The organism is Streptomyces sp. T12 (assembly GCF_028736035.1).
GTDB lineage: Bacteria > Actinomycetota > Actinomycetes > Streptomycetales > Streptomycetaceae > Streptomyces.
On record NZ_CP117866.1, the window covers coordinates 1,003,824 to 1,029,346 of the forward strand.

Here is a 25,523-nt window from a genome sequence, read left to right on the forward strand (position 1 = left end):
GGCAACGGTGGCGCGGTGGTCCGGGACACGGACGACGACCGGGTGCGGCTGCGTTCCGTCAGCGACGGCAGCGTCCTCTTCGAGACCCGATCACCTGGTGATGTGGCGCCTGTGCTGAGCGCCGACGGGCGTTGCGTCGCGGCCTGTCCCGCCGACGGCACACCGCAGGTCTGGGACCTCACCAGCCGCCGCAGGCTGCCCGGCGCCTGGGAGGACACCTCCGGCCTGTGCGACTGGACCGACCAGCCCACCGGCGTGATGTACGCCGCCACGACGATGAGCCTGAGCGCGTCCGGCGACCGTCTGCTGACCGTTTCATCGGCGGACGTCCGCGTATGGAACACCCGCACCGGCCGTCAAGTGGCCGAGCTGCCCGATTCCGGCGTGCGGCACGCGTCCATGAGTGCCGACGGCGCCTTCCTGGCTACAGCGGACGACAGCGAGGTACAGGTCTGGCAGTTGTCGGCCCCCGACGCCCCGGTGTTCCGGCGCGACCTGAACAACCAGCAGCCGTACGGCGGCCTGGGCTGGGACCCCTCCCGCCCGGTCCTGCGCTACCTGGAAGGCGGCACGGTCCACTCGCTCGACCTGGGCCCGGCGGTCACTTCCGCCTGGCAGGACCGCCCGTTCGACGAAGTCCTGCTGAGCCCGGACGGTCACACCCTGGCCACCGCCCAACTCTCGGGGAACCGATACACCGTTCAGCTTCGCTCCACCCGCGACGGCCACATCCTGCGCACGCTGCCGACGCCGACACGTCCGGTCTCCCGCGACCCTAACGAACCGGTCGCCCGGACGGACACCCGGCCGTTGATGGCGTTCGACGCCGACGGCACGACGTTCGCCTACGGCGTCTCGGCACCGGGCAGTCAAGCGTCACCACAACGTCTGGCTCTCTGGGACGTACGACAGAGCCGCGCACGCGCCGAGCTGGACCTGGCGACCCCCGAGGTCGGCCCCGTTGTGACCTTGGCCCTCGGCCCGTACGGCCGTACCGTCTACGCCGGCCGGGTCGGGCCCGCCGGCGACCTGGACACCGAGGTATGGGACACCGCACGTGCCCGCCGCGTCCGGGTGCTCACCGGACCGGCCGACTCGACCGGCCTGGCGCTCGCCGTGCGCCCCGGCGGACGCCTCCTGGCCATGGGCAACCGCAGGGCCACCCTGCCCTCGGGCCGGTGACCGACCGGGACCTCGTTTCCGGCGACGAGGTCGTCGCCCTCGCCTTCAGCGCCGACGGCTCGCGGCTGGCCGCAGGCGACGGCGCGGGCAAAGTCGCCCTGTGGGACGGGCGGCTGCGACAGCGCGCCGGCATCCTGCGCAATGTCTTCCCCGCCTCGCTCGGCACCGTCCCGGAATCGGTGAGCGAGGTGGCGTTCAGCCCCGACGGCCGCACCCTGGCCGTCGGCGGCACCGCGGGCAGGCTCCAGCTGTGGGACACGGAGACCCAGCAGCCTCTCGGCGACGCGTTGACCACACCCGGCGACGCGGTCGCCTCCCTGTCCTTCAGCCCGGACGGCACGACCGTGTACGCGGCCGGCGCACATGTCCCGCTGCAGCGCTACGTCATCGATCCGGGGCGAGCGGTCGCCGAGGTCTGCGCCCGCGCGGGACACGCTGAACTGACGCGGGCCCAGTGGCGGACGTACGTCGGCGACATGCCTTACCAGAAGGTTTGCGGCCAGTGATCCGGCGTCTCGATCTCGGATTCGGCCACGCTCCGGGGGACGTCACCGGCGTCGAGCCGTCGGACAACCCACCTGAAGTGCTCACCCGGTCTCGGCGGCGGAGGGCGCGAGCTTGTGCTCGGCCGATGCCTTTGTGCCGGCCACCGTCATCCGGAGCAGGGGCAGCGAGGCGATGACGGTGCCGAGCGCCAGGACGATGCCGAGCACGTCGGCCCCGGCGGCGTCGAGGACGGCTCCGACGGCCAGGGGTCCGATGCCGGTGCCCAGGGCGCCCGCGCCGCTGAGGGAGGCGACCAGGCGTCCGGTCGGGTCGATGAGCGCCGCGGCGGCGAGCATCTGCACCAGGACGGCCAGTTGGCAGGCCTGCCAGAGGACGGCCGCGACGGTGAAGAGCACGGGGTCGTGGGTGAGGACCAGGGCCGCCATCGCGAGGGCCTGTGCCGTGACGAAGACGGCCATGGACCGCATGCGCCCGAAGCGCCGCGCCGCCATCGGACCCACCGCCGCGCCGACGAGCGCCACGACGCTGGAGATGGCGAGGACGGCCGACACGGCCGAGTGGGACAGCCCGGTGTGCTGACGGCCGAGGACCGAGGCGTAGGACCACGCGCCCTGGGTGACGGTCCACAGCAGCGCGGTTCCGAGGAGCAGAACCACCGACGGCTTGGCCGTGGTTGTCACTACCGTACCGGCGGAGGCGGCGCCCGGTGTCGCGGGACCGTCCGGGAGCCGGCGTACCAGTGGCCAGGCGACGAGACAGCACAGCGCCATGAGCAGGAAGCCGGTCCCCTCCCCCAGGTCGTGGTTGGCTGCGGGGACGCCCATGATCAACAGCGCCGTCACGCCGACCACGCCGGAGTTGGTGACCGCGGACGCCTTGTCGGCGTCGTCGGTGGCGGCGAGCGCCGCCGTGGCCGCCGCGTAGACCGCGCCGAGCCCCGCGCCGAGGACCAGGTTGGCGAGGACCAGGGTCACCGGGTCGGTGGCCGCCGCCGCGCCCAGGAAGCCGGCACCGGAGAGGGCGAGCCCGAGGCGGGTCATCCGCACCCGCCCAGGCCGCGCTGCCCGCTTTGCCAGCAACAGCGTGACCACCGCCGTCGTCATCAGCTGGGTCGCGGCCACAAGCCCGGCGCCGGAGTCCGACAACCCGAAGCGTGACGCGAAGTCGTCGACGAACACGGGCATCACGTTCGCCCCGCCGTTGCCGAGGGTGACTCCGGCGGTGAGCGCCACGGCGACACCGAAGGTCAGGGCGGAGGCGCTTCGCGCGCTCACCGGCCGTTCCTCTGCGAGGAGTTGGGGACTACCACTGTCCCTCGGCGGAGCGCCGAGTGTGCAACAAGCATGAGAGCCTCACGAGTCAGGGGGCACGAGCCGTGTTTTCGGAGCACGGGCCACGGACGCGTCGGACGTCCGTGGCCCGTCGATCGGGGATTCGACGCGGTGGACGTCTGCCACCGCACCGTGGGCGGTCAGCCGGCCCAGACGTCTTCCACGTAGTGGCCGGACTCGGTGAGGGCGGCCAGCCAGGCGGTGGCCTCCTCATCGCCGGCGCCTGTGTTCTTGCGGTAGATCGCCATGAACGCCTCCCGCACCGCCGGGGCCATGCGGCGGCCGTCTCCGCAGATGTAGACGCGTCCGCCGGCCTCCAGTACTGCCCAGACCTCGTCGCTCTCCTTGGCGATGCGGTCCTGGACGAAGCGGGCACCGTCCTCGGGGGCGCAGGAGAAGGTGGGGCGCATGCTGACGGCTCCGGCCGCCGCGGCCGCCTCGAACTCCGCGCGGTGGAGGTAGTCGACGTCGGGGTGGTCGCAGCCGAAGTAGCACAGCAGGGTGCCGGTCGACCGGGTGTGGTGGCGGTCGAGGACGGCGCCGCGGAAGGGAGCCAGGCCGGTGCCGGCGCTGACCAGGATCACGGGTATGGAATCGTCCTCGGGCAGACGGAAGGCCTCGCTGCAGGGCAGCACCCGGGCCTGGACGGTGTCGCCGGCGTTCACGGTCTGCAGGTAGTGCGAGCCGATGCCGCGGAAGGTGCCCTCGCCGCGACGGTGGGGCGCGGCGAGCAGCGACACCATCAGGTCGACTTCGCCGGGTGCCGCTTCGGCGGACGAGGAGACGGAGTAGTGGCGCGGGCGCAGGACGGGCAGGAGCTCCAGGAAGACCTCGAAGGGCAGCTCGCAGGCGCGATAGCGCTCCAGCAGGTCCAGGAGGCCGAGCCCGGCGGCGGTCACCTGCTCGCGGAAGGTCTCCTCATCCGCCGCTGCGAGTTCGGCCAGGGGACGCTTCTCGGGCGGGCAGGCGGTGTGCTCGGCAAGCACGGCGACCTGTTCCCGGGTGGCGGCATCCTGCAATTCGACGAAGTCGGTGAGCAGGCGGCGCAGGGTCAGTGGGCGGTCGACGGGCAGGGCGCCCCGGCTGCGGCGGCGGGCGCGGAGCCGGACGGTGCGGTCCAGGTCGAGCGAAAAGCGGTCGGCCACGCGCTGGACGAGGTCGTGCGGGTTGCTCGGGAGGACGGCCAGGTGGTCGCCGGTACGGTAGGTGACGCCCTCGGGCAGCCGGAGCCTCAGGAATCGCTTGGAACGGCCCAGCCCGTGGTTCATGTCGACCAGTTCGTACGCGTCGAGCACCTCCATCGGCTGGACGCCGTGCCGTGCCGCGAGCCCGCCGATGACCGAGTCGGTCGTGTCCTCCAGCTCGTACAGACCCGTCTCCTGTTCGTCGGCGGGCTCGGCCTCCTGCGCTTCCACGGCGGCTCCGTACCGCTGCAGCAGGGCGGTCCACAGGTCGCCGGTCCACCGGTCCACCGTGCCGGCGAAGTCGCCGGCGGCGTCCGCGGCGCCGCGCTCCAGCAGTGAGGTGGCGCCTGCGGCGGTGAGCTTCTCGTCGATGAGGGTGGGGATGCGCTGGTAGGTGGCGGCCCAGTTGCGGTCGCCGACGCCGAGTACCGCGTACTGGAGGCCGTCGAGCGCGCCGGGCTCCAGGCCCTCCAGCCAGGTGACGAACTCCGCGGCATCGTCGGTGGGCCTGCCGTTGTAGGAGGCGGCCACGATCACCACCGGTCCGTCACCCGAGGAGAGTTCGCCCACGGCGTCGTTGAGGGGCGCGACGGACGGGGCGAAACCGCGCTCGTCGCCGTCCGTCGCCAGGTCGCGGGCGATGCCGGCGCAGGTGCCCAGGTTGGAGCCGTGCAGGAGGGTCAGCGCGGTCCCGGTGGCGCGCCGGACGGCGGGGCGGCCCTCGGCGGCGGGGGCGGCGCTCGCGGAGACGGCGGGCAGGCGGCGCTCGCCGCTGGTGCGCCGGGCCAGGTTCAGGGTGAACTCGTCGGGCTTGAGGGTGAGGGACTGCTTGATCTTCAGCTGGTAGTTGGTGTGGTCGATCAGCCGGTAGCGGTGGATCACCAGCGCGAGGACCAGCGTCGCCTCGTGCAGCGCGAACTGGCGGCCGATGCAGGCGCGTTCGCCGCTGCCGAACGGCTTGAACAGGTGGACCGGCCGCTCCTCCTCCCGCTCGGGCAGGAACCGGTCGGGGTCGAACAGCTCGACGTTCTCGCCCCAGGCGGGATCGCGGTGCAGCTGCGGGATGAGGATCTGGATCGACTCGCCCTTGCGCACGGCGTACTTGCCGCCGATGACGGTGTCCTGAAGCGGCTCCACGGCGTACGCGGGGGCCGTCGGCCACAGCCGCAGGCCTTCGTTGAGCACCTGGCGGATGTACGTCAGCTTGCCGATGTCCCCGTAGTCCGGCTCGGGGGCGTCCAAGTCGCCCCACAGCGCGTCGACCTCGGCCTGGGCGCGGGCGAGGACCTCGGGGTGCTTGGTCAGGTAGTAGAGGGCGAAGGACAGGGCCCCGCTGGTGGTCTCGTGACCGGCGATGAGGAACGTGATCGCCTGGTAGCGGATGTTGACGTCGTCCAGGGGCTCGCCCGTCACCGCGTCACGGGTGTGCAGCATGCGTCCGAGCAGGTCGTCGGTGCTCTGGTCGCCGGACGCCCGGCGCTGCCGGATCACGTCGTCGACCAGGTCCTTCATCAGGGTGACGTCCTCGCCGAACTGCTCCGTCTGCTTCCACTTGAACAGCTCCGTGCCGGGGATGGACTCCCCCTTGGCCTGGGCGAAGCCCAGAGCCCGCGACAGGGCGGTGACGAAGGGGTGCGGCTCCTCCCGGCTGAACGACTCGAAGTCGTAGCCGAAACCGCACAGGCCGATCGTGTCGAGCGTCAGCCGCGTCATGTCGTCGGCGACGTCCACGGGCTCCGAACCTGCCGCCTGGTCCCACTTCCTGACCAGCTCGCGGGCGACCTGGAGCATCGTCGCGTGGTAACCGCGCATCGCGCCGAGCGAGAACGCCGGCATCAGGACGTCGTGCGCCTTGCGCCAGTTGGGCTCGTCGTTGAAGGCGGTGAAGAGCCCGTCGCCGCCGATGTCCCGAAGGATGACGAGGTCGGGGTGCACGTTCTTGCGGAACCGGCTCTCGTCCGCCAGCTCGGTGACCAGGTCGAGGCCCGAGGCGAAGTTGATCTCGTTGCCGAAGACGCGGATCTTGAACAGCGGCCCCAGCTCCTTGGCCTCCTTCATCACGTAGTGCAGGCCGTCGACACCACTGGGGATGTCGAACGCGTGGCCGACCAGGGGCAGGGCGGGACGCTGAGGGATCGGCTCGGTTCCGCGCAGGGCCTCGTGGGTCATGAGCTTGCCTTTCGTTCGGCGCAGGCTGTCGCTGGGCAGAAACATACAAGCGACATTGTCGCTCGACAATGTCAGACGATTATGTTGATCGACACAGTCGATTGATGGAACGCGCCTTCTGCGGGTGCATGACATGCACCGGGATGCCCGGATCACAGGCGTTGCCGGCGAGCGGTGCTGTCGAGGTTCTTGTCGATCGACCTGTTCGTCAGACTGAGTCGCATAAGATGCTGTCATGGCTCATGTATCCGCGGCGGAGCGCCGCCCTCAACTGATCAAGGCGGCCATCGACCTGATGAGCAGGGAGGGCGTCGCCGCCGGCAGCACTCGCGCCATCGCCGCCGAGCTCGGTGTGGCACAGGCGACGGTGCACTACACCTTCGGCACGAAGGAAGATCTGTACCGGGCCGTCATGGAGCAGCTCACCCAGGACCTGGTCACCCAGGTGGAGCAGGCGGCGCCCACGGACGCGAGTTTCGAGGACACGATCGTCACGCTCGCCGAGGCACTGTGGCGCACCGTGGTCGAACAGCCCGCGTCTTACCAGCTCCTCACGGAGCTTTCCATGTTCGCCCTGCGTACGCCCCATCTCCAGGAGGCTTTGCACGGCCACTACAGCAGCGTCTTGGCGGTGACGACGAAACTGATCAGCGAGGCCGCCGAACGCACCGGTCACCAGCTCGCCCAGCCCGCCGAGACGATCGCGAGGTTCTTCCTCGCGGGCTTCGACGGGCTGACCATGCAGCGACTGTCACTTCCGGACGAGGAGGCCGAAGGCGTCTGCCTGCGGGCGCTGATCTCCGCCGTCCTGGCCATGGCCTGAGGTCGCCGCGCAGCAGGCAGGAAGCGCACCTGGAACGCCCCCTGCCGGCACGGGCGAGCGGCCGCGCGGTGGCACCACAGCACACAACGCCGAGACCCCGCGGGCGAGTCGCCCGGCCAGGGGTTGGCGACGAGGCCGGCTTGTCCTCGGTTGACCGACCTGACCGCCACCACCGGCACCAGCCATGTGCAGGTCTCCGTCTTCCGCGCTCAGGCCCGGTACGTACGGGTGACGGACACCGGACTTCCCTCCGGCGTCTGGGCCTCGATCCGCAGCCTGGAGGTCTACGACCGGCCCTTCAGCGCAGACGCCGGCACCGTCCGGCACGGCCGGCTGAGGTTTCTGCACGCTGCCTCGGGCCGTGAACTCCTCGCCGACAAGGCCCCGTACAGCCACCATGCCGGCCCTCGCGTCCATGCGGCGGGCGGCCGGACGGAGCAGCACTTCGAGGCGTACGACGGGGAACGGCTGCACGGCCTCGGGCAGCATCTGCACGGGCGCCTGGACCAGAAGGGCTGTGTGATCGACCTCGTCCAGGGCAACACCGTGGCCGCCATCCCCTTCCTGCACTCCTCGCGCGGCTACGGACTGCTGTGGAACAACCCCGCCACCGGCCGCGTCGAACTCGGCGCCGACACCACCCGGTGGACCGCCGACGCCGGCGGGCGCGTCGACTACTGGGTCACCGCCGGCGACACCCCGGCCGAGATCCTCGATGCCTACACTCAGGTCACCGGGCGCCCGCCCCTCCTGCCCGAGTGGGCGTCCGGTTTCTGGCAGTCGAAGCTGCGCTACCGCACCCAGGACGAACTCCTCGCGGTGGCACGGCAGCACAAGGAGCGCGGACTGCCGCTGTCCGTCATCGTCTGCGACTTCTTCCACTGGCCGAAGATGGGCGACTGGCGTTTCGCGCACAGCGAGTGGCCCGACCCCGCCGCCATGGTCAAGGAGCTGACAGACCTCGGGGTGAAGCTCGCGGTCTCGGTGTGGCCGACCGTCGAACCCGGCAGCGACACCTACGACGAGCTGCGCACCTCCGGACACCTCGTTCGGGACGCGGACGGCGGTCTGCTCACCTTCGCGTGGCCGTCCCGGGAGGCCGGGGAGGCGCTGACGCTCCCGATGGCGTACTACGACGCCACCCACCCCGGAGCCCGCGCCGCGCTGTGGCAGCGGCTGAACGACAACTACCGTTCGCTGGGCGTGAGTTGCTTCTGGCTGGATGCCTGCGAGCCCGATCTGTCCCGGGAGGTCGCCGACCGCGCCGTCTACGCGGCCGGACCGGCCGCCGAGGTCGCGCACCTCTACCCCCTGTCGCACACCCGCGCGGTGGCCGACGGCCTGCGCGCGGCGGGCGAGGACCGGCCGCTGTCGCTCGTCCGCTCCGCGTGGCGGGGAGCAGGCGTACGGCATCCTCCGCGACCACCTGATGCTCCGCGAGCGGCTGCGCCCGTATCTGATGCGGCTGTCCGAGGACGCCCACCGCACCGGCGCCCCGCCGATGCGCCCGCTGTTCTTCGACTTCCCCGAGGACGAGCAGGCATGGGACGTGGACGACCAGTTCCTGCTCGGACCCGACGTGCTGGTGGCACCCGTCTACGAGGCGGGCGCGCGGACCCGCCAGGTGTATCTGCCGGACGGTTTCCGCTGGCTCGACCCGGTCACCGGACACGTGCGGGAGGGCGGTACGACACTCGAGATGGACGCCCCACTGGAGCGCGTTCCCGTCCTCGTCCGCCAGGGGGCCTACGTCGCCGCTTTGCTCGGCTGACCTCCTTTGGACGTAGGCCTGCTGATCGCCGCGAGGAGCATTCCCCAGGCAGGGCCGAAGCGTGCGCACGAAAGGCCGCCGCCGGTCCGTATCAGCGGACTTGCGCGCGGCCAACGAAGCGGCACTCGCGCTGCACGACCGAACCGTTGACGCCGTTGCCGCAGGCGAGCAACAGCCCGGAAGCGACCACCGGTTCGTGGGCCGTTGGCCAGGTGACCGGGGCACCTGAGTTCGCCGTGCCCGGGTCAGATGGCCGACGCCGACTTCTTCCGCGACGGGTGGCGCCCGCCCGTCACTTCCGCGCTGTCGTCCCGTAGGGAAGGGGTTCGCCCGAGCGCAGGTGCTCCCTCAGCCACTGCTCGGTGTTGCTCACGTGCAGCAGTGCCGCGGCCTGGCTGAGGGCGGCGTCACGGGTGGACAAAGCGTTGAAGATCGCCTCGTGCTCGGTGAGCGTGCGGCCCGCGGCCTTGTCGTCGACCAGGCCGCGCCAGATGCGGGCGCGCAGGGTACGGCCTGAGATCCCTTCGAGAAGGGTGAGGAGGCTTTCGTTGCCCGTGGCCGACACGACGGCGCGGTGGAAGGCGGCGTCGTGGACGTTGAGCCGTTCGACGTCGTCGCGGGCCTCGCGCATGGCGTCCAGGTGCCGCTTCACCTCGGCCAGCTGTTCATCGGAGATCCGCGTGGCGGCAAGCGCCGTGGCCATCGGTTCGAGGAGCCGCCGTACCTCCATGAGGTCCTGCAGGGCGACCGAGTCGCCCTGCAGCAGCTCCACCGCCCCGCCGAGCCCCTCCAGGAGCAGGCTCGGCTGCAGGCTGGTCACATACGTTCCGTCGCCGCGCCTGACCTCCAGAACCCGCGCTACGGCCAGTGCCTTGACCGCTTCCCGGGCGAGGTTGCGGGACAGGCCCAGCTGCGCGGCCAGGTCCGCCTCCGGCGGGAGCTTCGAGCCCGGAGGCAGCGCACCGGTCCGGATCAGCTCACGGATCCGCTCGATTGCCTTGTCCGTCAGCAACACCGCACCCCCCTCCCCCCACCGTGCCCCACGAGCACGTCCGACCTGATCAGCCCCTGAGCGCGGAGATCGTGCCAGAGACCGTCAGGGACGCGCTGATCATGGAGTTCCACGTTCCGTACGACCTGTTCCGGGGTCCGCATGCCGAGAGTGATGTTGATGATACTGGGATGCGTGTGCGGGAAGGCGATCGCGGCGGCGGGCAGGGTGGTCCCGTGTGCGGCGCAGACCTCGGCGATCGCCCGGGCACGGGCGACCAGTTCCGGTGGGGCGTCCTGGTAGTCGTACTTCATGCCTTCGGCGGGCCGGTCTTGAGAGAGCAGTCCCGAGTTGAACACGCCCACCGCCACCACGCCCTTGCCCAGTTCCCGCGCGGCGGGCAGGACTTCGTCCAGCGCCGACTGGTCGAGGAGCGTGTAGCGCCCGGCGAGCATGACCACGTCGGCGGCGGTCTCGCGCAGGAAGCGGGCGAGCATCGCCGACTGGTTCATGCCGGCGCCGATCGCGCCGATCACGCCCTGGTCGCGCAGGTCGGCGAGTGTGGGCATGGCTTCCTCGGCGGCCTGCCTCCAGTGGTCGTCGGGGTCGTGCAGGTAGACGATGTCGAGCCGGTCCACGCCGGTGCGGCGCAGGGAGTCCTCGATGGAACGGAGCACGCCGTCGCGGCTGAAGTCCCACTGCCGGCGCAGATCGTCCCGTACGACGAAGCCTTCACTGTCGACGCCCTGTGGGCGTTCGTTGGGGACGAGGAGCCGGCCGACCTTGGAGGAGATGACGTACGCGTCACGTGGGCGGCCTCGCAGGGCAGCGCCCAGCCGGCGCTCGGAGAGGCCGAGGCCGTAATGCGGTGCGGTGTCGAAATACCGCAGGCCGGCCTCCCATGCCGCGTCGACGGCGGCGGTCGCGTCGTCTACCGGTGTGACGCGGTAGAGGTTGCCGATCACGGACGCCCCGAAGCCGAGCTCGGTGAGAGAGACGGAGGTGTTCTGGATCTTCCGTTGCTGCAAGGCGTGCTCCTGAGCTATGGACGATGGGTCGCCGGTCAGCGTCTGACGTGGGCCGAGTCGCCCGCGATGAGCGCCTCGACCTCGGCGAGCGAGGCCATGGAGACGTCTCCGGGCGTGGTCATGGTGAGCGCGCCGTGGGCGGTGCCATAGGCCAGGGCGCGCTCCAGACCGACGCCGTCGAGCAGCCCGTGGATCAGGCCGGCGGCGAATCCGTCGCCGGAGCCGATGCGGTCCAGCACCTGCAGGCCGGGCATGCGGGGGCCGGCGACGAAGCCGGTTTCGGCGGACCAGGCGGCCGAGGACCAGTCGTTGACCCCGGCCGAGGGAACTCCGCGCAGAGTCGTCGCCAGTACCTTCGCGTCGGGCAGGAGGACGGCGACGCAGGCGAGTGCGTCGGGCACCTCGTCGGCACTGACCCGCACGTCGCCCGGATACCTCCCGGCCAGGCCGAGGGCGCCCACCACGACGTCGGCGTGCCGGGCCAGCCGCAGATCGACCTCGCGGGCCCGCTCGGCTCCGCCCCGGCCGGCCCAGAGGCTGGGGCGGTAGTTGGGGTCGTAGGAGACGGTGACCCCGTGACGGCGGGCCGCCGCCATGGCCTCGTCGGCGACGTCCACCGTGGTGTCGGACAGGCCCGCGAAGATACCGCCGGTGTGGAACCAGCGCACGCCTGCCGAGAAGACCGCGTCCCAGTCGACGTCCCCTTTGCGCAGCTGGGAGACGGCGGTGTGGGCGCGGTCGCTGACGCCGAGCGCGCCGCGGATGCCGTAGCCGCGTTCGACGAAGTTGAGGCCGTTGCGGGCGGTGCGGCCGATGCCGTCGTCGGGCACCCAGCGGATCAGTGCCGTGTCGACGCCTCCCTGGAGGATCAGGTCCTCGACGAGTCGGCCCACCGCGTTGTCGGCGAGCGCGGTCACGACGGCTGTGCGCAGGCCGAAGCAGCGGCGCAGGCCTCGGACGACGTTGTACTCGCCGCCGCCCTCCCAGACCTGGAAGGTCCGGGTGGTGCGGATGCGTCCCTCGCCCGGGTCGAAGCGCAGCATCACCTCACCCAGGGCCACCACGTCGATCACGTCCTGCTCCTCTCCACCGCGTCGGCGGTCAGCCGACGGATCTCGTCGTAGTCGCCCCGCCGAAGTTGGTCGGTGGTGGCCATCCAGCTGCCGCCGACGGCGAGGACCGCCGGGTGGGCGAGGTAGGCGGCCAGGCGGGAGGCGGCGATCCCGCCGGTCGGTACGAAGCGCACCCCGGGGAAGGGTGCCGCGAGCGCTCGCAGCGTCCGCAGGCCACCGAGCGGCTCGGCGGGGAAGAGCTTCACGGTGTCGAGACCCGCCTTCAGGGCCCGCATCAACTCGGTCGCGGTGGCGACGCCGGGCACCACCGGCACCCCCAGCTCGCGGCACTTGGCGACGACGTCCTCGTCGAAGCCGGGCGAGACCACGAAGCGGGCCCCGGCCGCCACGGCCCGCTCCGCCTGCTCGGGCGTGAGGACCGTGCCGGCGCCGACGGCCAGGCCACCGTGAGCGGCCATCTCCTTGAGCACCTGCTCGGCGTCGGGAGTGCGGAAGGTGACCTCGGCGCACCGGGCACCACCCTCCGCGAGCGCGTCGGCCAGCGGGCCGGCGGTCGAGACGCGCCGCACCGTGAGTACCGGCATCACGCGGGCGCCGTCGAGCACGGAGGCCGGGTCGGTTCCGCTCATCGGCCGAGCCATCCGCCGTCGACGGGCAGGACGACGCCGTGGACGTAGGCGGCGGCGTCCGAGGCCAGGAACACCGTGGCGCCCGCCAGGTCCTCCGCGCCGCCCCAGCGTGCGGCCGGGATGCGGTCCAGGATCGCCTTGCTGCGCACCGGGTCGTCCTGCAGCGCCTGGGTGTTGTCGGTGGCGATGTAGCCGGGTGCAATGGCGTTGACGTTGACGCCGTGCGGGGCCCATTCGTTGGCGAGTGCCTTGGTCAGCCCGGCGATGCCGTGCTTGGCGGCCGTGTAGCCGGGGACGGTGATGCCGCCCTGGAAGCTGAGCAGCGACGCCGTGAAGATGACCTTGCCCTGGCCGCGGGCCACCATCGCCGCGCCGACCGCCCGGGTCAGCGCGAACTGTGCGTTGAGGTTGACCTGGAGCACCAACTCCCAGTCTGCGTCGCTGTGTTCGGCGGCCGGGGCGCGGCGGATCGTGCCCGCGTTGTTGACCAGGATGTCCACCGGCCGCTCCCGCCCGGCCAGGTCCGCGCCCAGGGCCCGTACCGCGTCCGGGTCGGCGAAGTCGGTGCGGATCGCCTCGAACGCACGGCCCGCGGCGAGGACGTCCTTCTCCACCGCACTGCCGGACTCCTCCAGCGAGGCGCTCACCCCGATGACGTCCGCGCCGGCCCCGGCGAGCGCGCGGGCCATAGCCCGGCCGATGCCGCGCCGCGCTCCGGTGACGACGGCAAGCCTGCCGGTGAGGTCGAAGGCGGTCATACGGTGGCTCCCTGGGTGTCGTCGGTGCAGTCCACGAGGATCTTCATCACGTCGCCGCCGCCCTCCAGGGCCTCGAAGGCGGCGGGCGCCTGCGTGAGCGGCACGACCTTGCTGATCAGCCGGTCGGCCGGGATGGTGCCGTCGGCGACCAGGGCGACCGCCTTCTCGAAGTCGGAGCGGTCGTACAACCGGGCGCCGACCAGGGTGAGTTCGCGCCAGAAGAAACGGTGCAGGTTCACCTCGCGGGGCCGCGGGTGAATGGCGACCAGGCACAGACGGCCGCGCACACCCAGCACATCGACCGCCGTGTCCACGCCGCCCGCCGCGCCCGACACCTCGAACGCGACGTCCGCACCCGCGTCCCCGGTCCACGCGCTGACCAGCGCCGGCACGTCGACATCGGCCGGATTCCAGGCGGTCAGCCCCAACTCCTCGGCGAGCAGCCGACGGTGGGCGCTCAGCTCCACCACCCGGACCTCGGCGCCCGCGGCCCGCGCCACCAGCGCGATGAGGATGCCGACAGGGCCGCCGCCGACCACGACCACCTTCTCCCCTTCGGCGACCTCGGCCCGGCCCACGTCGTGCACCGCGACCGCCGTCGGCTCGACCAGCGCGGCCCGGTCCAGGGGAAGGGCGTCGGGCAGCCGGACGAGCGTCGAGGCGGGCACGATCCAGCGCTGCTGCATCGCACCCGGCGAGTCGATCCCGATGAAGTCCAGGTGCTGACAGACGTGCTGGTGGCCGGCGCGGCAGGCCGGGCAGGTGTCGTCCCAGCGCAGCGGCATCACGGTCACCGCGTCACCGGGCGCCCAGCCCTCGACGCCCTCTCCGACGCGCACCACGCGGCCGGACATCTCGTGTCCCAGGACGGCGGGCGCGGCGACCCGGGCGTCCATGTCGCCGTGGAAGATGTGCAGATCGGTGCCGCAGATACCGACGTAAGCGGGGGCCAGCTCCACCTCACCGGGACCGGGAGTGGAGGGCGTGGCGGGAGCCGTGTCCAGGGTGCGGGCGGACGTGTAACGGACGGCGAGTGTCATCGTGTCGTCAGGGTCCCTTCAGCGCGGACGCCGATGGTCAGCAGCAGGTTGGCGTAGGTACGGGTGTCGGCGGTGACGATGGCGAGGGCCAGGTCGGGCGAGCGTGCGGCGTCGTAGAACTCGAAGCGGCCGAGCGTGTCGACCGGGACGGGGACCAGCATCGAGCGGTACTCGGCGATGGCGGGCGGTTCCGGTTCGCCCTCGGGCGGCACCATCACGTGGGCCGACTCGACGGGCAGGGCGCGTATCAGGACGTCGAGGACGGTGGTGACGTCGAGCAGGCCGGGTGCCAGGTTGAGGTGGACGGTTCTGGCGCGCTCGCCGGTGGCGGTGCTCGCGGGGTAGTGGCCGTCGGCGAGCAGCACACGGGCGCCGTGGCCGGCTCCGGCCAGCGATTCGAGGATGCCGGGGTGCAGCAGTTCCGTCAGGAGCACGGTGTCCCCTCCTTCGTGGGGGCGGGGGTCAGGCGGTAGAAGGCGGTCGCGGTGCCGGCGAGCACCGCGTGGAGCTCGGTGGCGGAGCAGCCGTCCAGGAGTTCCTCGACGGTGGCGGCCCAGCGGTTCCATCCGCCGGCGAGGATGCAGACCGGCCAGTCGGAGCCGAACATCAGCCGGTCGGGGCCGAAGGCGGAGAGCAGGACGTCCCATACCGGGCGGATGTCATCGACCGTCCACTTCTCGTGGTCGGCCTCCGTGACGAGACCCGACACCTTGCAGCGGACCTGGGGATACCGGGCCAGTGCCCGCAACTGCTGTGCCCAGTCGGTCAGTTCCCGCCGCGCGATGGGCGGCTTGCCGGCATGGTCCAGGACGAGCGGCAGCTCGGGGAGCCGTTCCGCGAGGCGGATCGCCTGCGGGAGCTGGTGGCTGCGGATCAGCACGTCGTATCCGAGCCCGCGCTCCCCGACCGCTCTCAACCCTCGCTCGACGTCCGGTCGTTGGAGCCAGTGCGGGTCCGACTCGCCCTGCACGACGTGCCGTACAGCCCGCAGGTACCGGCCCGCGCGCCCGGCCCGCAGGTCGTCGAGTACATCGCCGATCGCGGGGGACGTCAGGTCCGCCCAGCCGACGACGGCGTCGATCAGCGGGTCGCTGTCGGCCAGGGCGAGGAGATCGCGTGTCTCGGGCACGGACGCGACGCACTGGACGACCACCGTGCTCGTCAGTCGCCGTCCGGCGATCGGCCGGGTCGCGGCCGATCGCAGGGCGTGTGAGCTGAAGCTGCGGCGGATCGGCTCGTGGCCCGGTTCGTCCAGCCAGGGCTGCGGCCGGATGTCCAGGTCCCACACATGGTGGTGGGCGTCGACGAGGGCCTGGACGTCAGACACGAGCGGTCCAGACGGGGCCGTCGGGGTAGATGTACTCCTTGAGGGATTCGGGGTGCATCTGTGCGCTCAGTCCCGGCAGCGTCGGTGGGAGATAGTGGCCGTCGACGATGCGCACCGGGTCGACGAAGTGCTCGTGCAGGTGGTCGACATACTCGATGACGCGGTCCTCGGTCGTGCCGGAGACGGCGACGTAGTCGAACATCGACAGGTGCTGGACCATCTCGCACAGGCCGACCCCGCCGGCGTGCGGGCAGACCGGCACGCCGAACTTCGCGGCGAGCAGCAGGATCGCGATGTTCTCGTTGACGCCGCCGACCCGGGCGGAGTCGATCTGCACGATGTCGACCGCGCCGGCCTGGAGGAGCTGCTTGAAGACGACCCGGTTGGCGATGTGCTCGCCAGTGGCGACCTTGATGGGGCTGACGGCCTTGCGGACGGCGGCGTGGCCGAGGATGTCGTCGGGTGAGGTGGGCTCCTCGATCCAGTACGGCCGGTAGGGTGCCAGGGCGCTCATCCAGTCGATCGCGGGCTGGACGTCCCATCTCTGGTTGGCGTCCACCGCGATGCGGATGGAGTCGCCGACGGTCTCGCGGGCCGTGCGCATGCGCCGTACGTCGTCCTCCAGGTCCGCGCCCACCTTCAGCTTGATCTGGGTGAAGCCGTCGGCGACGGCCTCGCGCGCCAGACGGGCCAGCTTCTCGTCGGAGTAGCCGAGCCAGCCGGGGGTGGTGGTGTAGGCGGGGTAGCCCTGGTCGAGCAGGCAGCCGATGCGCTGTTCACGGCCGGGCTCGGCGCGGCGCAGGATCTGAAGGGCCTCCTCGGGAGTGAGGGCGTCGCTGAGCCAGCGGAAGTCCACCTGCGCGACCAGGTCCTCGGGCGACATCTCGCCGAGGAAGCGCCACACGGGCTTGCCGGCGCGCTTGGCGGCGAGGTCCCAGGCGGCGTTGACGACGGCGCCGGTGGCCATGTGGATGGCGCCCTTCTCCGGGCCCAGCCAGCGCAATTGGGGATCGTGCACGAGGGAGCGGGAGAACGCGCCCAGGTCGACGCAGACCTCCTCGACGGACAGGCCGACCACGTGCGGGGCCAGGGCCGCGATGGCGGCCGCCTGCACGTCGTTGCCGCGGCCGGTGGTGAAGGCGAGAGCGTGGCCCTCCAGTCCGTCGCCGGCGTCGGTGCGCAGGACGACGTACGCGGCGGAGTAGTCGGGTTCGGGGTTCATGGCGTCCGAGCCGTCGAGGTGTTCGGAGGTGGGGAACCGCACGTCCAGGACGTCCAGAGCGGTGATGCGGGCGGATGAGGGCACGGTGGAGGACATGGCGGCAACTCCTCTGAGGGGCAAGGGGGAATCGCTCCCCTTGCGACGAGACGTGAACGCGGCGGAGGTCGGGCGGCCGGCGACGGCCGCCCGGGTCACTCCTGGACCTTGCCGCCGGTGATACGGGAGATGGCGAGGGCGACCAGGATGATCAGGCCGTTGAGGGCGCCGATCCACTGGGCGGGGACGCCGCCGAGCGTGAGCACGTTCTGGATCATGAACAGCAGCAGGATGCCGCAGAACGCGCCGAACATGGTGCCCTTGCCGCCGTTGAGGCTGATCCCGCCGATGACGGCGGCGGCGAAGACGGTGAAGATGTACCCGTTGCCCTGGGCCGAGGCCACCGAGGCCAGGCGTCCGGACAGCATCAGTCCGGCGAGGGCGGCGAGCACGCTGCCGGTGACGATGACGATCCACAGCACCCGGTCGGTGCGGATGCCGCCCGCTTTCGCGGCGTCGACGTTGCCGCCGATGGCGTACAGCGAACGGCCGAAGCTGGTCCAGCCGAGCACCACGATCGCGACGGCGAACAGGACCAGGCAGATCCAGATCGAGGCGGGCATCCCGAACCACTGTGCGGTGCCGAGGTAGAGCATCGACTCGGGCAGCTGGAAGAAGGTCTGGCCGCCGGAGATACCGGTGAGGACACCGCGCAGCACGATCAGCATGCCGAGGGTGACGATGAAGCCGTTGAGGCCGAAGCGGATGATCAGCAGGGAGTTGATCACGCCGACGAGCGCGCCCACGGCGAGGGTGACGGGGATGGCCCACGCGCCGGAGAGCAGTCCGAGTCCGTGGCCCGCGCCGACCGGGACCACCAGCCAGGCCGCGACGCCGGGCGCGAGGCCCATGGTGGACTCCAGCGACAGGTCCATCTTCTTGACGATCAGGACCATCGTCTGGGCGAGGACCAGCAGGGCCATCTCGGACATGGTCTGCAGGACGTTGATGAGGTTGTCGGCCTGCAGGAAGACCGGGTTGACGATCTGTCCGACGATCGCGATGACCACGATGGCCGGGACAAGCGCGAGGTCGCGCAGGCGGGCCAGGGGTATCCGGCCGCCGAGCAGAGCGATTCGCTTGGGGCCGGCCGCTTCCGTCTCGAGGGTGGGCGTGTCCGCGAGGGCGGTTTCAGGCATCGAGGTCCACTCCTTCCATCGCGGCCACGAGGTCGTGGTCGTGCCAGCCGCGGGCGATCTCTGAGGTCACACGGCCCTGGAACATCACCAGGACCCGGTCGCACATGCGCAGGTCGTCGAGTTCGTCGGAGGCGATGAGCACGCCGGTGCCGGTCTGCGCGGTCTCCTCGACCTTGCCGAGGAGGAACTCCTTGGAGCGCACGTCCACGCCCGCGGTCGGGTTGATCAGGACCAGCAGCCGGGGGTCGTCGGCCAGGGCCCGCGCCATGACGACCTTCTGCTGGTTGCCTCCGGACAAGGCGGAGACGGGCAGTTCGGGACCGGGAGTCTTGATCGCCAGGTGCTCGATCATGCCCTCGGCAAGCCGGTCCCGGCGGCCACGGCTCAGGAACCCGCCCTGGCCCAGCCGCTTGGGCACCGACAGGGTGGCGTTGTCCGCGATCGACATGTCGGGAACGAAGCCCTGGTGGTGCCGGTCCTGGGGGACGAACCCGGCGCCGGCGGCAAGCGCCGCGGGCACACTGCCGGGCCGGGGCCGCCTGCCGGCGATCTCCACCTCGCCCGCCGTTGCCGCCCGCAGCCCCACGACGGTCTCGGCGACCTCGGTCCGCCCGCTGCCGGCGGCCCCCGCGAGGCCGACGATCTCCCCGGCGCCCACCTGGAAGCTGACATCGCCGTAGGTGGCGCCACTGTCCAGCGCGCGCACGGACAGCGCGGGCGTGACGGTGGTGTCGTGGGAACTCGACCGCTCCTGCAGCCGGTCGATCGCCGCCTCGCCGGTCATCGCCGCGACCAGCTCGGTGCGGGGCAGTTCCGCGACCGGGGCAGTCACGATGTGCCGGGCATCCCGGAACACCGTCACCATGTCGCAGATCTCGTAGACCTCCTGCAGATGGTGGCTGATGAACAGGAAGGTCACGCCCTGGCGCTGCAGGTCGCGGATCCGGTCGAAGAGGCGGTTGATGGCAGCCCCGTCGAGCTGGGCGGTCGGCTCGTCGAGGATGATGAACCGGGCACCGAAGGACAGCGCCCGCGCGATCTCCACGAACTGCCGCTGCTCCACGCTCAGATCACCGGCCGGGGTCTGCGGATCGACGTCCACCGACCACGTCGACAGCAACTCCTGCGCCCGCCGACGCACACCCTGCCAGCTGATCAGGCGGCTGCGGCCATGGTCGTGCCGGTTCAGGAAGAGGTTCTCGGCCACGGTCAGCGTGGGAATGATCGTCGACTTCTGGTAGACGCAGGCCACGCGCTGTCGCCAGGCGTCGCGGTCCGCGAGTCGTGGTGCAGGGCTGCCGCCGAAGGTGACCGTTCCCTGGTCGGGGGCCTGAAGGCCGGTGAGGACCGACACGAGCGTCGACTTGCCGGCTCCGTTGCGGCCCACGAGCGCGTGGGTCTCACCGGGCCTGATGGTGATCCGGGCGCCATCGAGGGCCACCGTCGGACCGAATCGTTTGACTATGCCCGCCGCCTCGACGACGGGCGGGTCCGAGGGTGCCCGTCCGTCGTCCGCCGGGGCGGGCGCGGGGGTGGCTGCTCGCTCCCCGTCACTCATCTCAACCGCCTTGTGCTGGATATCTGTTGGGTTCCTGGTAAAGGGATGTCAGCCGAGGTTGTTGCCCCACAGCGACTTGTCGTCACTCTTGACGCTGGGCACGCCGCCGTAGGTGCCGCCGTCGGCGGTGACGAGCGGGGCGGAGAGCTGGTCCTCGAGCAGGCCGTCGCGGACCTGGATGATCGTGCTGTCATGGTCCGTCTTGCCGGGCTTGAAGGTCTTCCCGTCGATCGCTGCCTTCAGGTAGTACAGGGCGTACTTGGCGTAGAGGTCGGCCGGCTGGGAGACCGTGGCGTCGATCTTCCCGGCGGCTATGTCCTTCAGCTCCTCGGGGATGCCGTCGTTGGACACGACGAACACGTGCTTCTTGTCCTTCGGGTCCACCAACAGACCCTTCTGCTTCAGGACTTGCAGCGTGCCGGACAGGGCGAAGCTGGACTGCATGTAGACGCCCTTGATGTCCGGGTGCTGAGTCAGTCGCGTCTGGAGCTTCTGCGCGGCGACGGCGCCGTCCCAGTTGGTGGCCTCGCCGAACACCTTGATGTCCGGGTAGTTCTTCTTCATGCAGTCGTTGAACGCCTCGGTGCGGTCACGGCCGTTGATGGAGTCCAGGCCGCCCTGCAGCATCACCACCTTGCCCTTGCCGCCGAGCTTGGTCCCGAGGTACTGGCAGGCCTTTTCGCCGTAGGCACGGTTGTCGGCGCGCACGACCATGAACACCTTGCCCGTGTCAGGGCGGGTGTCGACGGTGACGACCGGGATCTTCTTCGCCTCCAGCTGCGCCAGGGTCGGGGCGATGGCGGCGGTGTCCTGCGGCGCCATCGCCAGACCCTTGACGCCCTGGCTGATGAACGTCTGCGCGTTGGCAGTGAGCTTGGCGACGTCGTTCTGCGAGTTGGTGGTCTTCAGGTCCAGCCCCAGCTCCTTGGCGTACTGGGGGGTGTACTTGATGTAGGAGTTCCAGAAGTCGGTGTCGGAGCGGGGGTAGTCGACGCCGACCAGCGGCTTGTCGCTCGACGACGTCGAGGTGGAGCCACTGCCGCACGCACTGAGCAGTGCCAGTGCGGGCAGGGCAGATACTGCGGAACAGAGGGCTGTCCTGAGTCTCATCGGTGCTTCCTCGCGCCGGTCCCGTAGCGGGAGATGTTTCGCCTCGACGACATCTGCGTATCGCCGTTCAGCAGAGATGGGATGTTTATAGGCCTGACCCTGTCGCACTGTCCAGACCTCTGCGGCGCATCATGAAGAAATGCCAGTTCACTTCGCCCAGCAAGGGCAAGTGCAGGTGAGACCCATCCCATCAATCATCATCGCTGGACAAGCGGAATCGGCCATGAGGACCTGACAGACATGCTATGTTTAGGCGATTGAGAATCGCAACGAATCCATAGAAAAGGGTCAAAACGCCTGAAGCATCAGCGTTTTTCATCCCTGCACGCTGGTTGACATCCCAGGGAGACATGGCGGACCTTCGTCCGTAACAAGCGACGCTCCACGCACAGGAGCCACGCCCACTTGTGTCCTTCTCCGCACTCCCCTGCCCTCCTCTGTATCAGGGATGTCTCCATGCCGAGTTCGTTCAACAGACGCCACTTCCTGGCCGGCGCCACCTCTGTGGCCGCAGCGGCCGTCGCCGGAGGAATGTTCAGTTCCGGCATCGCCCAGGCGGCGCCCAGCACCTACACGCCCGACTGGAACTCGGTCGACCAGCACCCTGCATCTCCGGAGTGGTTCCAGGACGCGAAGTTCGGGATCTACTTCCACTGGGGAGTCTTCAGCGTCCCGGCCTACGACAACGAGTGGTACCCGCGCAACATGTACCAGGCGGGCGGCAACGCCAACCAGCACCACATCGCGACCTACGGCCAGCCCGCGGCATGGCCGTACCACAACTTCATCAACGGCGCCCAGGACCTGGCGGGCAACTTCGTGAAGTTCGCGCCGAAGCTGAAGTCGGCCGGCGGCAACTTCGACCCCGACGAGTGGGTGCAGCTCTTCGTCGACGCCGGCGCCAAGTTCGCCGGCCCGGTCGCCGAGCACCACGACGGCTTCTCCATGTGGGACAGCCAGGTCAACGAGTGGAACTCGGTGGACAAGGGCCCCGGCCTCGACCTCCTGCAACTCTTCACCACAGCCATCCGCGCCAAGAACCTCAAGCTGCTGGTGGCCATGCACCACGCGTACAACTTCACCGGCTTCTACGAGCATGCCCCCGCCCAGACGGACCCCAGCCTCAAGAAGCTCTACGGGCAGCTGGGCTCGGCCGCGGAGAACCAACTCTGGTACGACAAGCTCAAGGAGGTCATCGACCGCTCCCAACCCGACATCCTGTGGCAGGACTTCAACCTGCCCGCCGTCGACGAACAGCAGCGCCTGAAGTTCCTGGCCTACTACTACAACCAGGCCAACAGCTGGGGCCGTGAGGTCGTCGCCACCTACAAGGACGGCATGAACGGCAAGGGCGAGGTGTTCGACTACGAGCGCGGCGGCCCAGGCGACATCACCACTCCTTACTGGCTGACCGACGACAGCATCTCCAGCAGCAGCTGGTGCTACACCCAGGGCATCGGCTACTACACCATCCAGCAGATGCTGCACTCGTTCATCGACCGGGTCAGCAAGAACGGCAACGTGCTGCTCAACATCGCCCCCATGGCCGACGGCACCATCCCCCAGGCTCAGAAGGACATCCTGCTCGGCATCGGCGACCATCTCAGGCGCTTCGGCGAGTCGGTGTACGCGACCCGCGCCTGGACCGAGTACGGCGAGGGCCCGACGAAGATGGGCGGCGGCTCGTTCACCACCCCGCACGCCGGCACCGCGCAGGACATCCGCTTCACCCGCAACAAGGCCGGCAACGTCCTGTACGCCACCGTCCTGGGCTGGCCCGGCAACTCACTGACGATCAAGACCCTCAGCTCGGACCGCATCAATCTCTCCTCGCTGACCTCGGTGAAGCTCCTCGGCACCACCGCCGGCACCTACATCGACCTCCCCGCACCGGCCCAGAGCTCCTCCGGCCTCACGGTCACCCTGCCGTCCTCGGCGCCCTACAGTGCGAACGCGTACGTCCTCAAGCTCACCTTCTCCGGCACGATCCCGGCGCTGCGGCCGCTCGGTGGAGCCGTCGCCTTCACGAACGTCAACTACACCGGCAACTCGGCGGTGCTCCCCCTCGGTGACCACACCACGGCCGACCTCACCGCGGCCGGGCTGGGCGCGGGCAGCATCTCCTCCCTCCGGCCGGCCCCCGGCTACCAGGTGATCGGCTACTCCGGGGACAACTTCAGCGGCACCTCCTGGACCTTCACCGCCGACAACCCCGACCTGCGGGTCACCGGCAACAACGACCAGATCGCCTCACTGCGGGTCCAGTTCAACCCGGCGACGTACTTCCGGATCACCAACGCCACCAACGGACTCGCCCTGGACAGCGGCGGCAACGTGGACTCCGGGGCCAACCTCAAGCAGTGGACCTGGAACGGCAGCGCCAACCTGCAGTGGCAGGCGGAGGCGGTCGGAGGCGGCTACTACCGGCTGGTCAACCGGACCAACGGCATGGTCGCGGACGGCTGGGGCGCCGCTACCAACGGCTCTCCGGCCCGACAGGCCCCCTGGAGCGGCAGCAGCAACCAGCAGTGGAAGATCACCCACCGCGGCGGCAACCGCTACTCGATCGCCAACCGCACCACCGGCCTGGTCCTCGACGGCGGCGGCAACGTCGCATCGGGCTCCGTCACCAAGCAGTGGACGTACGGCAACAGCAGCAACCTGCTGTGGAGCTTCACGGCTGTCTGATCCTCGGAACATGCGAGCGGCTGCGCCGGCGTACTACTCCTATCGCTGGTTGGGGTCCTGGCGGCTTCCGGCCCCGACCAGCGCCCGCTCGGCGCGCCGCAGGTGGTGCTGCTTCAGGACCGGAGCGGCGCGCAGACGACAACCGGCTGAGAAATCGAAGGCAACCTTTTCGTCTCGTGCGGTCACTGAGCAGTGCACCATCGGCTCGATCTTCCGAACGGACGGGAAATGACGACAGCGAGGCAGGCCGCGCGGCAGCGCAGACGCAGACGCAGGCTCATGCTGGCCAGCACGGTGGCGGTGACCGCCGCGGGCGTTCTCGCCTACCTGGTCATGGGCTTGCTCCCCGACCGGAAGGAAGAGGCAGGGCCCACCGCCGCATCGACGGTCGCCACCACCCAGGTAAGGGCCACAACCCCGTCCGACACGAGGACCCCAACCGCATCGGAGACGCCGACCGCGAGCAGCAGTTCGAGTCCGACGGCCACCGCGAGCACCCAGTCGCCACGACCGTCGGCCACGAGCACCCCGCAGTCCCCGCGAACCGCGTCCACCACGGTGTCCTCGGCGGGGCGGATCCGGCCCGGCAGCACCTACACCGGCGTCGCCACCGCCTACGAGGCCGAGGACGGAGACGGCGCCTGCCTGTTCGGCCCAAGTCCCGACCTCATGATCGCGGCCATGAACACCACGGACTACGAGACGTCCAAGGCATGCGGCGCGTACGTGCTCGTCCGCGCGGCCAACGGCAAGTCGATCACCGTACGGATCACCAACGAATGCCCCCTGCCCTGCGCTCCCGGGCAACTCGACCTCAGCCAGGAGGCCTTCGCCAAGCTCGCCGACCTCAAGGTCGGCCGGATCCCGATCACCTGGCAGCTGGTGAGCCCCAACACCTCCGAGACCATGTCCATCAGGTACAAGACCGGGTCCAACCCCTATTGGTGCGGCATCCAGTCGATCGGCCACCGGAATCCGGTCGCGCGTCTGGAGGTCAAGACCGACGGTGGCTGGCGGCAGTTGCCGCGCACCGAATACAACTACTTCATTTCCGCCGACGGCAGCGGGTGCGGCAAGGCGATCAGGATCACGGACATCTATGGAGAACGACTGACCATCACCGGGATCGCGCTGCGGCCGAACGTGGTGCAACCGACCGGGGTTCAGTTCGCCCGGCACTGACCCCGCCCTCCGCCCGCGCACCTCTCCCGCGGGACCGACGGGACGTCCGGACGGACGCCGAGCTGCGCACAGCCACGGCGTCCGTGCCGGATACGGCGAGAACGGAGAGCAGGACGAGTGCGCACGCCGGGCCGAGTACGGTCCAGGGCGCCAGTTCTACGTACGGCTGGTTCTCGGACAGCAGGCGGCCCCACTCCGCGGTGGGCGGCTGCTCGCCCAGACCGAGAAAGCCGAGGGAGGCCAGTACGAGGACCGTGGTGGGCAGGCGCAGCAGGGCGTTGCGCAGGACACCCGGCAGTACGGCGGGCAGCAGGTGGTAGCGGAGCAGGTATCCGGGGCCGGCGCCGAAGGAGATGGAGGCGAGCATGTGGCCGCTCGCTCGCTCCTGTTCGAGCAGGGCGGCGGCCTGGGCGGCGTAAGGGGTCCAGCCGACCATGCAGACCGCGAGGGCGGCACCCGAGGCGGACGGGCCGGTCACCGCGGTGGTCAGCAGTCCGGCGAGGACCGCCGGCATCGTCGACACCACTTCCGTGAGCCCCGCGCCGACCTGCGCCGCCATGCCGAGCAACAGCCCGGTGAGCGTGCACACCGCGGTCACCGCGAGGGCCACGCCCACCGTGCGCAGCGCGCCAGGGCATGAACCCCAACGCGGGCGGCGACTACAACCTCCTCCCGTGGCGGCTCGGCCTCCTGACCCAGACCAACTCGACCTGCT

At 70.3% G+C, this 25,523-nt stretch carries 22 protein-coding genes and 1 pseudogene; 8 read left to right on the forward strand and 15 right to left on the reverse strand.

Annotated features, from left to right (window positions below):
- Positions 1–15: 15 nt before the first annotated feature.
- Together PBV52_RS04430 and PBV52_RS04435 are read left to right on the forward strand one after the other, a co-directional pair.
- The gene (locus tag PBV52_RS04430; RefSeq protein WP_274236943.1) at positions 16–1,182 is read left to right on the forward strand and encodes a WD40 repeat domain-containing protein; all 1,167 of its coding nucleotides are present in this window, start codon (positions 16–18) and stop codon (positions 1,180–1,182) included.
- Positions 1,179–1,688 (forward strand): WD40 repeat domain-containing protein, encoded by a 510-nt coding sequence (locus PBV52_RS04435; protein WP_274236944.1) that lies wholly within the window; start codon positions 1,179–1,181, stop codon positions 1,686–1,688. The genes PBV52_RS04430 and PBV52_RS04435 overlap by 4 nt, the downstream gene beginning before the upstream one ends.
- 81 nt (positions 1,689–1,769) lie before the next feature.
- Here the strand turns inward: PBV52_RS04435 and PBV52_RS04440 are convergent, their stop codons facing one another.
- Both PBV52_RS04440 and PBV52_RS04445 read right to left on the reverse strand, forming a co-directional pair.
- Entirely contained in the window at positions 1,770–2,963 is a 1,194-nt protein-coding gene (locus tag PBV52_RS04440; protein WP_274236945.1) for an MFS transporter, read from the reverse strand.
- 197 nt (positions 2,964–3,160) lie between these two features.
- Positions 3,161–6,373, reverse strand: a complete 3,213-nt coding sequence (locus PBV52_RS04445; RefSeq protein ID WP_274236946.1) for a cytochrome P450 — start codon at positions 6,371–6,373, stop codon at positions 3,161–3,163.
- Positions 6,374–6,608: 235 nt separating this feature from the next.
- On the opposite strand from PBV52_RS04445, the gene PBV52_RS04450 reads away from it, so the two are divergent.
- From PBV52_RS04450 to PBV52_RS51630, 4 genes and pseudogenes are all read left to right on the forward strand, one after another.
- Positions 6,609–7,196 (forward strand): TetR/AcrR family transcriptional regulator, encoded by a 588-nt coding sequence (locus PBV52_RS04450; protein WP_274236947.1) that lies wholly within the window; start codon positions 6,609–6,611, stop codon positions 7,194–7,196.
- A gap of 546 nt (positions 7,197–7,742) precedes the next feature.
- Positions 7,743–8,540 (forward strand): annotated as a pseudogene (locus tag PBV52_RS04455) (TIM-barrel domain-containing protein); the annotation flags it as partial.
- 157 nt (positions 8,541–8,697) lie between these two features.
- Positions 8,698–8,967: a hypothetical protein gene (locus tag PBV52_RS04460; protein WP_373922004.1), complete on the forward strand. Its 270-nt coding sequence runs from the start codon at positions 8,698–8,700 to the stop codon at positions 8,965–8,967.
- A 61-nt stretch (positions 8,968–9,028) separates the two neighbouring features.
- Positions 9,029–9,196 (forward strand): DUF6805 domain-containing protein, encoded by a 168-nt coding sequence (locus PBV52_RS51630; RefSeq protein ID WP_373921825.1) that lies wholly within the window; start codon positions 9,029–9,031, stop codon positions 9,194–9,196.
- 63 nt (positions 9,197–9,259) lie between these two features.
- On the opposite strand, the gene PBV52_RS04465 is transcribed toward PBV52_RS51630, so the two are convergent.
- The 12 genes from PBV52_RS04465 to PBV52_RS04520 all read right to left on the reverse strand — a co-directional run bounded on the left by PBV52_RS04465 (position 9,260) and on the right by PBV52_RS04520 (position 20,938).
- Positions 9,260–9,982, reverse strand: coding sequence for a FadR/GntR family transcriptional regulator (locus PBV52_RS04465; protein WP_274236948.1), 723 nt, complete (start codon positions 9,980–9,982; stop codon positions 9,260–9,262).
- Positions 9,973–10,986 (reverse strand): aldo/keto reductase, encoded by a 1,014-nt coding sequence (locus PBV52_RS04470; protein WP_274236949.1) that lies wholly within the window; start codon positions 10,984–10,986, stop codon positions 9,973–9,975. Before PBV52_RS04470 ends, PBV52_RS04465 begins: the two co-directional genes overlap by 10 nt.
- 35 nt (positions 10,987–11,021) lie before the next feature.
- Entirely contained in the window at positions 11,022–12,059 is a 1,038-nt protein-coding gene (locus tag PBV52_RS04475; protein ID WP_274236950.1) for a sugar kinase, read from the reverse strand.
- Complete coding sequence (locus PBV52_RS04480; RefSeq protein WP_274236951.1) at positions 12,056–12,688, reverse strand: bifunctional 4-hydroxy-2-oxoglutarate aldolase/2-dehydro-3-deoxy-phosphogluconate aldolase; 633 nt, start codon at positions 12,686–12,688, stop codon at positions 12,056–12,058. Before PBV52_RS04480 ends, PBV52_RS04475 begins: the two co-directional genes overlap by 4 nt.
- Entirely contained in the window at positions 12,685–13,446 is a 762-nt protein-coding gene (locus PBV52_RS04485; RefSeq protein WP_274236952.1) for an SDR family NAD(P)-dependent oxidoreductase, read from the reverse strand. Before PBV52_RS04485 ends, PBV52_RS04480 begins: the two co-directional genes overlap by 4 nt.
- Positions 13,443–14,486, reverse strand: coding sequence for a zinc-binding dehydrogenase (locus PBV52_RS04490; RefSeq protein ID WP_274236953.1), 1,044 nt, complete (start codon positions 14,484–14,486; stop codon positions 13,443–13,445). The genes PBV52_RS04485 and PBV52_RS04490 overlap by 4 nt, the downstream gene beginning before the upstream one ends.
- Entirely contained in the window at positions 14,483–14,920 is a 438-nt protein-coding gene (locus tag PBV52_RS04495) for an RbsD/FucU domain-containing protein (protein WP_274236954.1), read from the reverse strand. Before PBV52_RS04495 ends, PBV52_RS04490 begins: the two co-directional genes overlap by 4 nt.
- On the reverse strand, positions 14,911–15,813 hold the full coding sequence (locus PBV52_RS04500) for an amidohydrolase (RefSeq protein WP_274236955.1): 903 nt from the start codon (positions 15,811–15,813) through the stop codon (positions 14,911–14,913). Before PBV52_RS04500 ends, PBV52_RS04495 begins: the two co-directional genes overlap by 10 nt.
- Positions 15,806–17,131, reverse strand: a complete 1,326-nt coding sequence (locus PBV52_RS04505) for an L-fuconate dehydratase (RefSeq protein ID WP_274236956.1) — start codon at positions 17,129–17,131, stop codon at positions 15,806–15,808. Before PBV52_RS04505 ends, PBV52_RS04500 begins: the two co-directional genes overlap by 8 nt.
- Before the next feature lie 95 nt (positions 17,132–17,226).
- Positions 17,227–18,270, reverse strand: a complete 1,044-nt coding sequence (locus PBV52_RS04510) for an ABC transporter permease (RefSeq protein ID WP_274236958.1) — start codon at positions 18,268–18,270, stop codon at positions 17,227–17,229.
- On the reverse strand, positions 18,263–19,828 hold the full coding sequence (locus PBV52_RS04515; RefSeq protein ID WP_274236959.1) for a sugar ABC transporter ATP-binding protein: 1,566 nt from the start codon (positions 19,826–19,828) through the stop codon (positions 18,263–18,265). Before PBV52_RS04515 ends, PBV52_RS04510 begins: the two co-directional genes overlap by 8 nt.
- A gap of 48 nt (positions 19,829–19,876) precedes the next feature.
- On the reverse strand, positions 19,877–20,938 hold the full coding sequence (locus tag PBV52_RS04520) for a sugar ABC transporter substrate-binding protein (RefSeq protein WP_274236960.1): 1,062 nt from the start codon (positions 20,936–20,938) through the stop codon (positions 19,877–19,879).
- Positions 20,939–21,394: 456 nt separating this feature from the next.
- On the opposite strand from PBV52_RS04520, the gene PBV52_RS04525 reads away from it, so the two are divergent.
- Both PBV52_RS04525 and PBV52_RS04530 read left to right on the forward strand, forming a co-directional pair.
- Positions 21,395–23,626, forward strand: coding sequence for an alpha-L-fucosidase (locus PBV52_RS04525; protein ID WP_274236961.1), 2,232 nt, complete (start codon positions 21,395–21,397; stop codon positions 23,624–23,626).
- A gap of 228 nt (positions 23,627–23,854) precedes the next feature.
- Positions 23,855–24,808 (forward strand): expansin EXLX1 family cellulose-binding protein, encoded by a 954-nt coding sequence (locus PBV52_RS04530; RefSeq protein ID WP_274236962.1) that lies wholly within the window; start codon positions 23,855–23,857, stop codon positions 24,806–24,808.
- Here PBV52_RS04530 and PBV52_RS04535 read toward each other — a convergent pair.
- Positions 24,744–25,424, reverse strand: coding sequence for an ABC transporter permease (locus PBV52_RS04535; RefSeq protein WP_274236963.1), 681 nt, complete (start codon positions 25,422–25,424; stop codon positions 24,744–24,746). The two genes, PBV52_RS04530 and PBV52_RS04535, sit on opposite strands and share 65 nt — an antisense overlap.
- Positions 25,425–25,523: the final 99 nt, after the last annotated feature.

Coding starts and splice junctions, on each gene's coding strand:
- PBV52_RS04505 (WP_274236956.1), bottom strand. CDS start 17,131: ATGTCCTCCACCGTGCCCTCATCCGCCCGCATCACCGCTCTGGACGTC.
- PBV52_RS04520 (WP_274236960.1), bottom strand. CDS start 20,938: ATGAGACTCAGGACAGCCCTCTGTTCCGCAGTATCTGCCCTGCCCGCA.
- PBV52_RS04460 (WP_373922004.1), top strand. CDS start 8,698: ATGCGCCCGCTGTTCTTCGACTTCCCCGAGGACGAGCAGGCATGGGAC.
- PBV52_RS04525 (WP_274236961.1), top strand. CDS start 21,395: ATGCCGAGTTCGTTCAACAGACGCCACTTCCTGGCCGGCGCCACCTCT.
- PBV52_RS04530 (WP_274236962.1), top strand. CDS start 23,855: ATGACGACAGCGAGGCAGGCCGCGCGGCAGCGCAGACGCAGACGCAGG.
- PBV52_RS04480 (WP_274236951.1), bottom strand. CDS start 12,688: ATGAGCGGAACCGACCCGGCCTCCGTGCTCGACGGCGCCCGCGTGATG.
- PBV52_RS04485 (WP_274236952.1), bottom strand. CDS start 13,446: ATGACCGCCTTCGACCTCACCGGCAGGCTTGCCGTCGTCACCGGAGCG.
- PBV52_RS04450 (WP_274236947.1), top strand. CDS start 6,609: ATGGCTCATGTATCCGCGGCGGAGCGCCGCCCTCAACTGATCAAGGCG.
- PBV52_RS04445 (WP_274236946.1), bottom strand. CDS start 6,373: ATGACCCACGAGGCCCTGCGCGGAACCGAGCCGATCCCTCAGCGTCCC.
- PBV52_RS04510 (WP_274236958.1), bottom strand. CDS start 18,270: ATGCCTGAAACCGCCCTCGCGGACACGCCCACCCTCGAGACGGAAGCG.
- PBV52_RS04515 (WP_274236959.1), bottom strand. CDS start 19,828: ATGAGTGACGGGGAGCGAGCAGCCACCCCCGCGCCCGCCCCGGCGGAC.
- PBV52_RS04490 (WP_274236953.1), bottom strand. CDS start 14,486: ATGACACTCGCCGTCCGTTACACGTCCGCCCGCACCCTGGACACGGCT.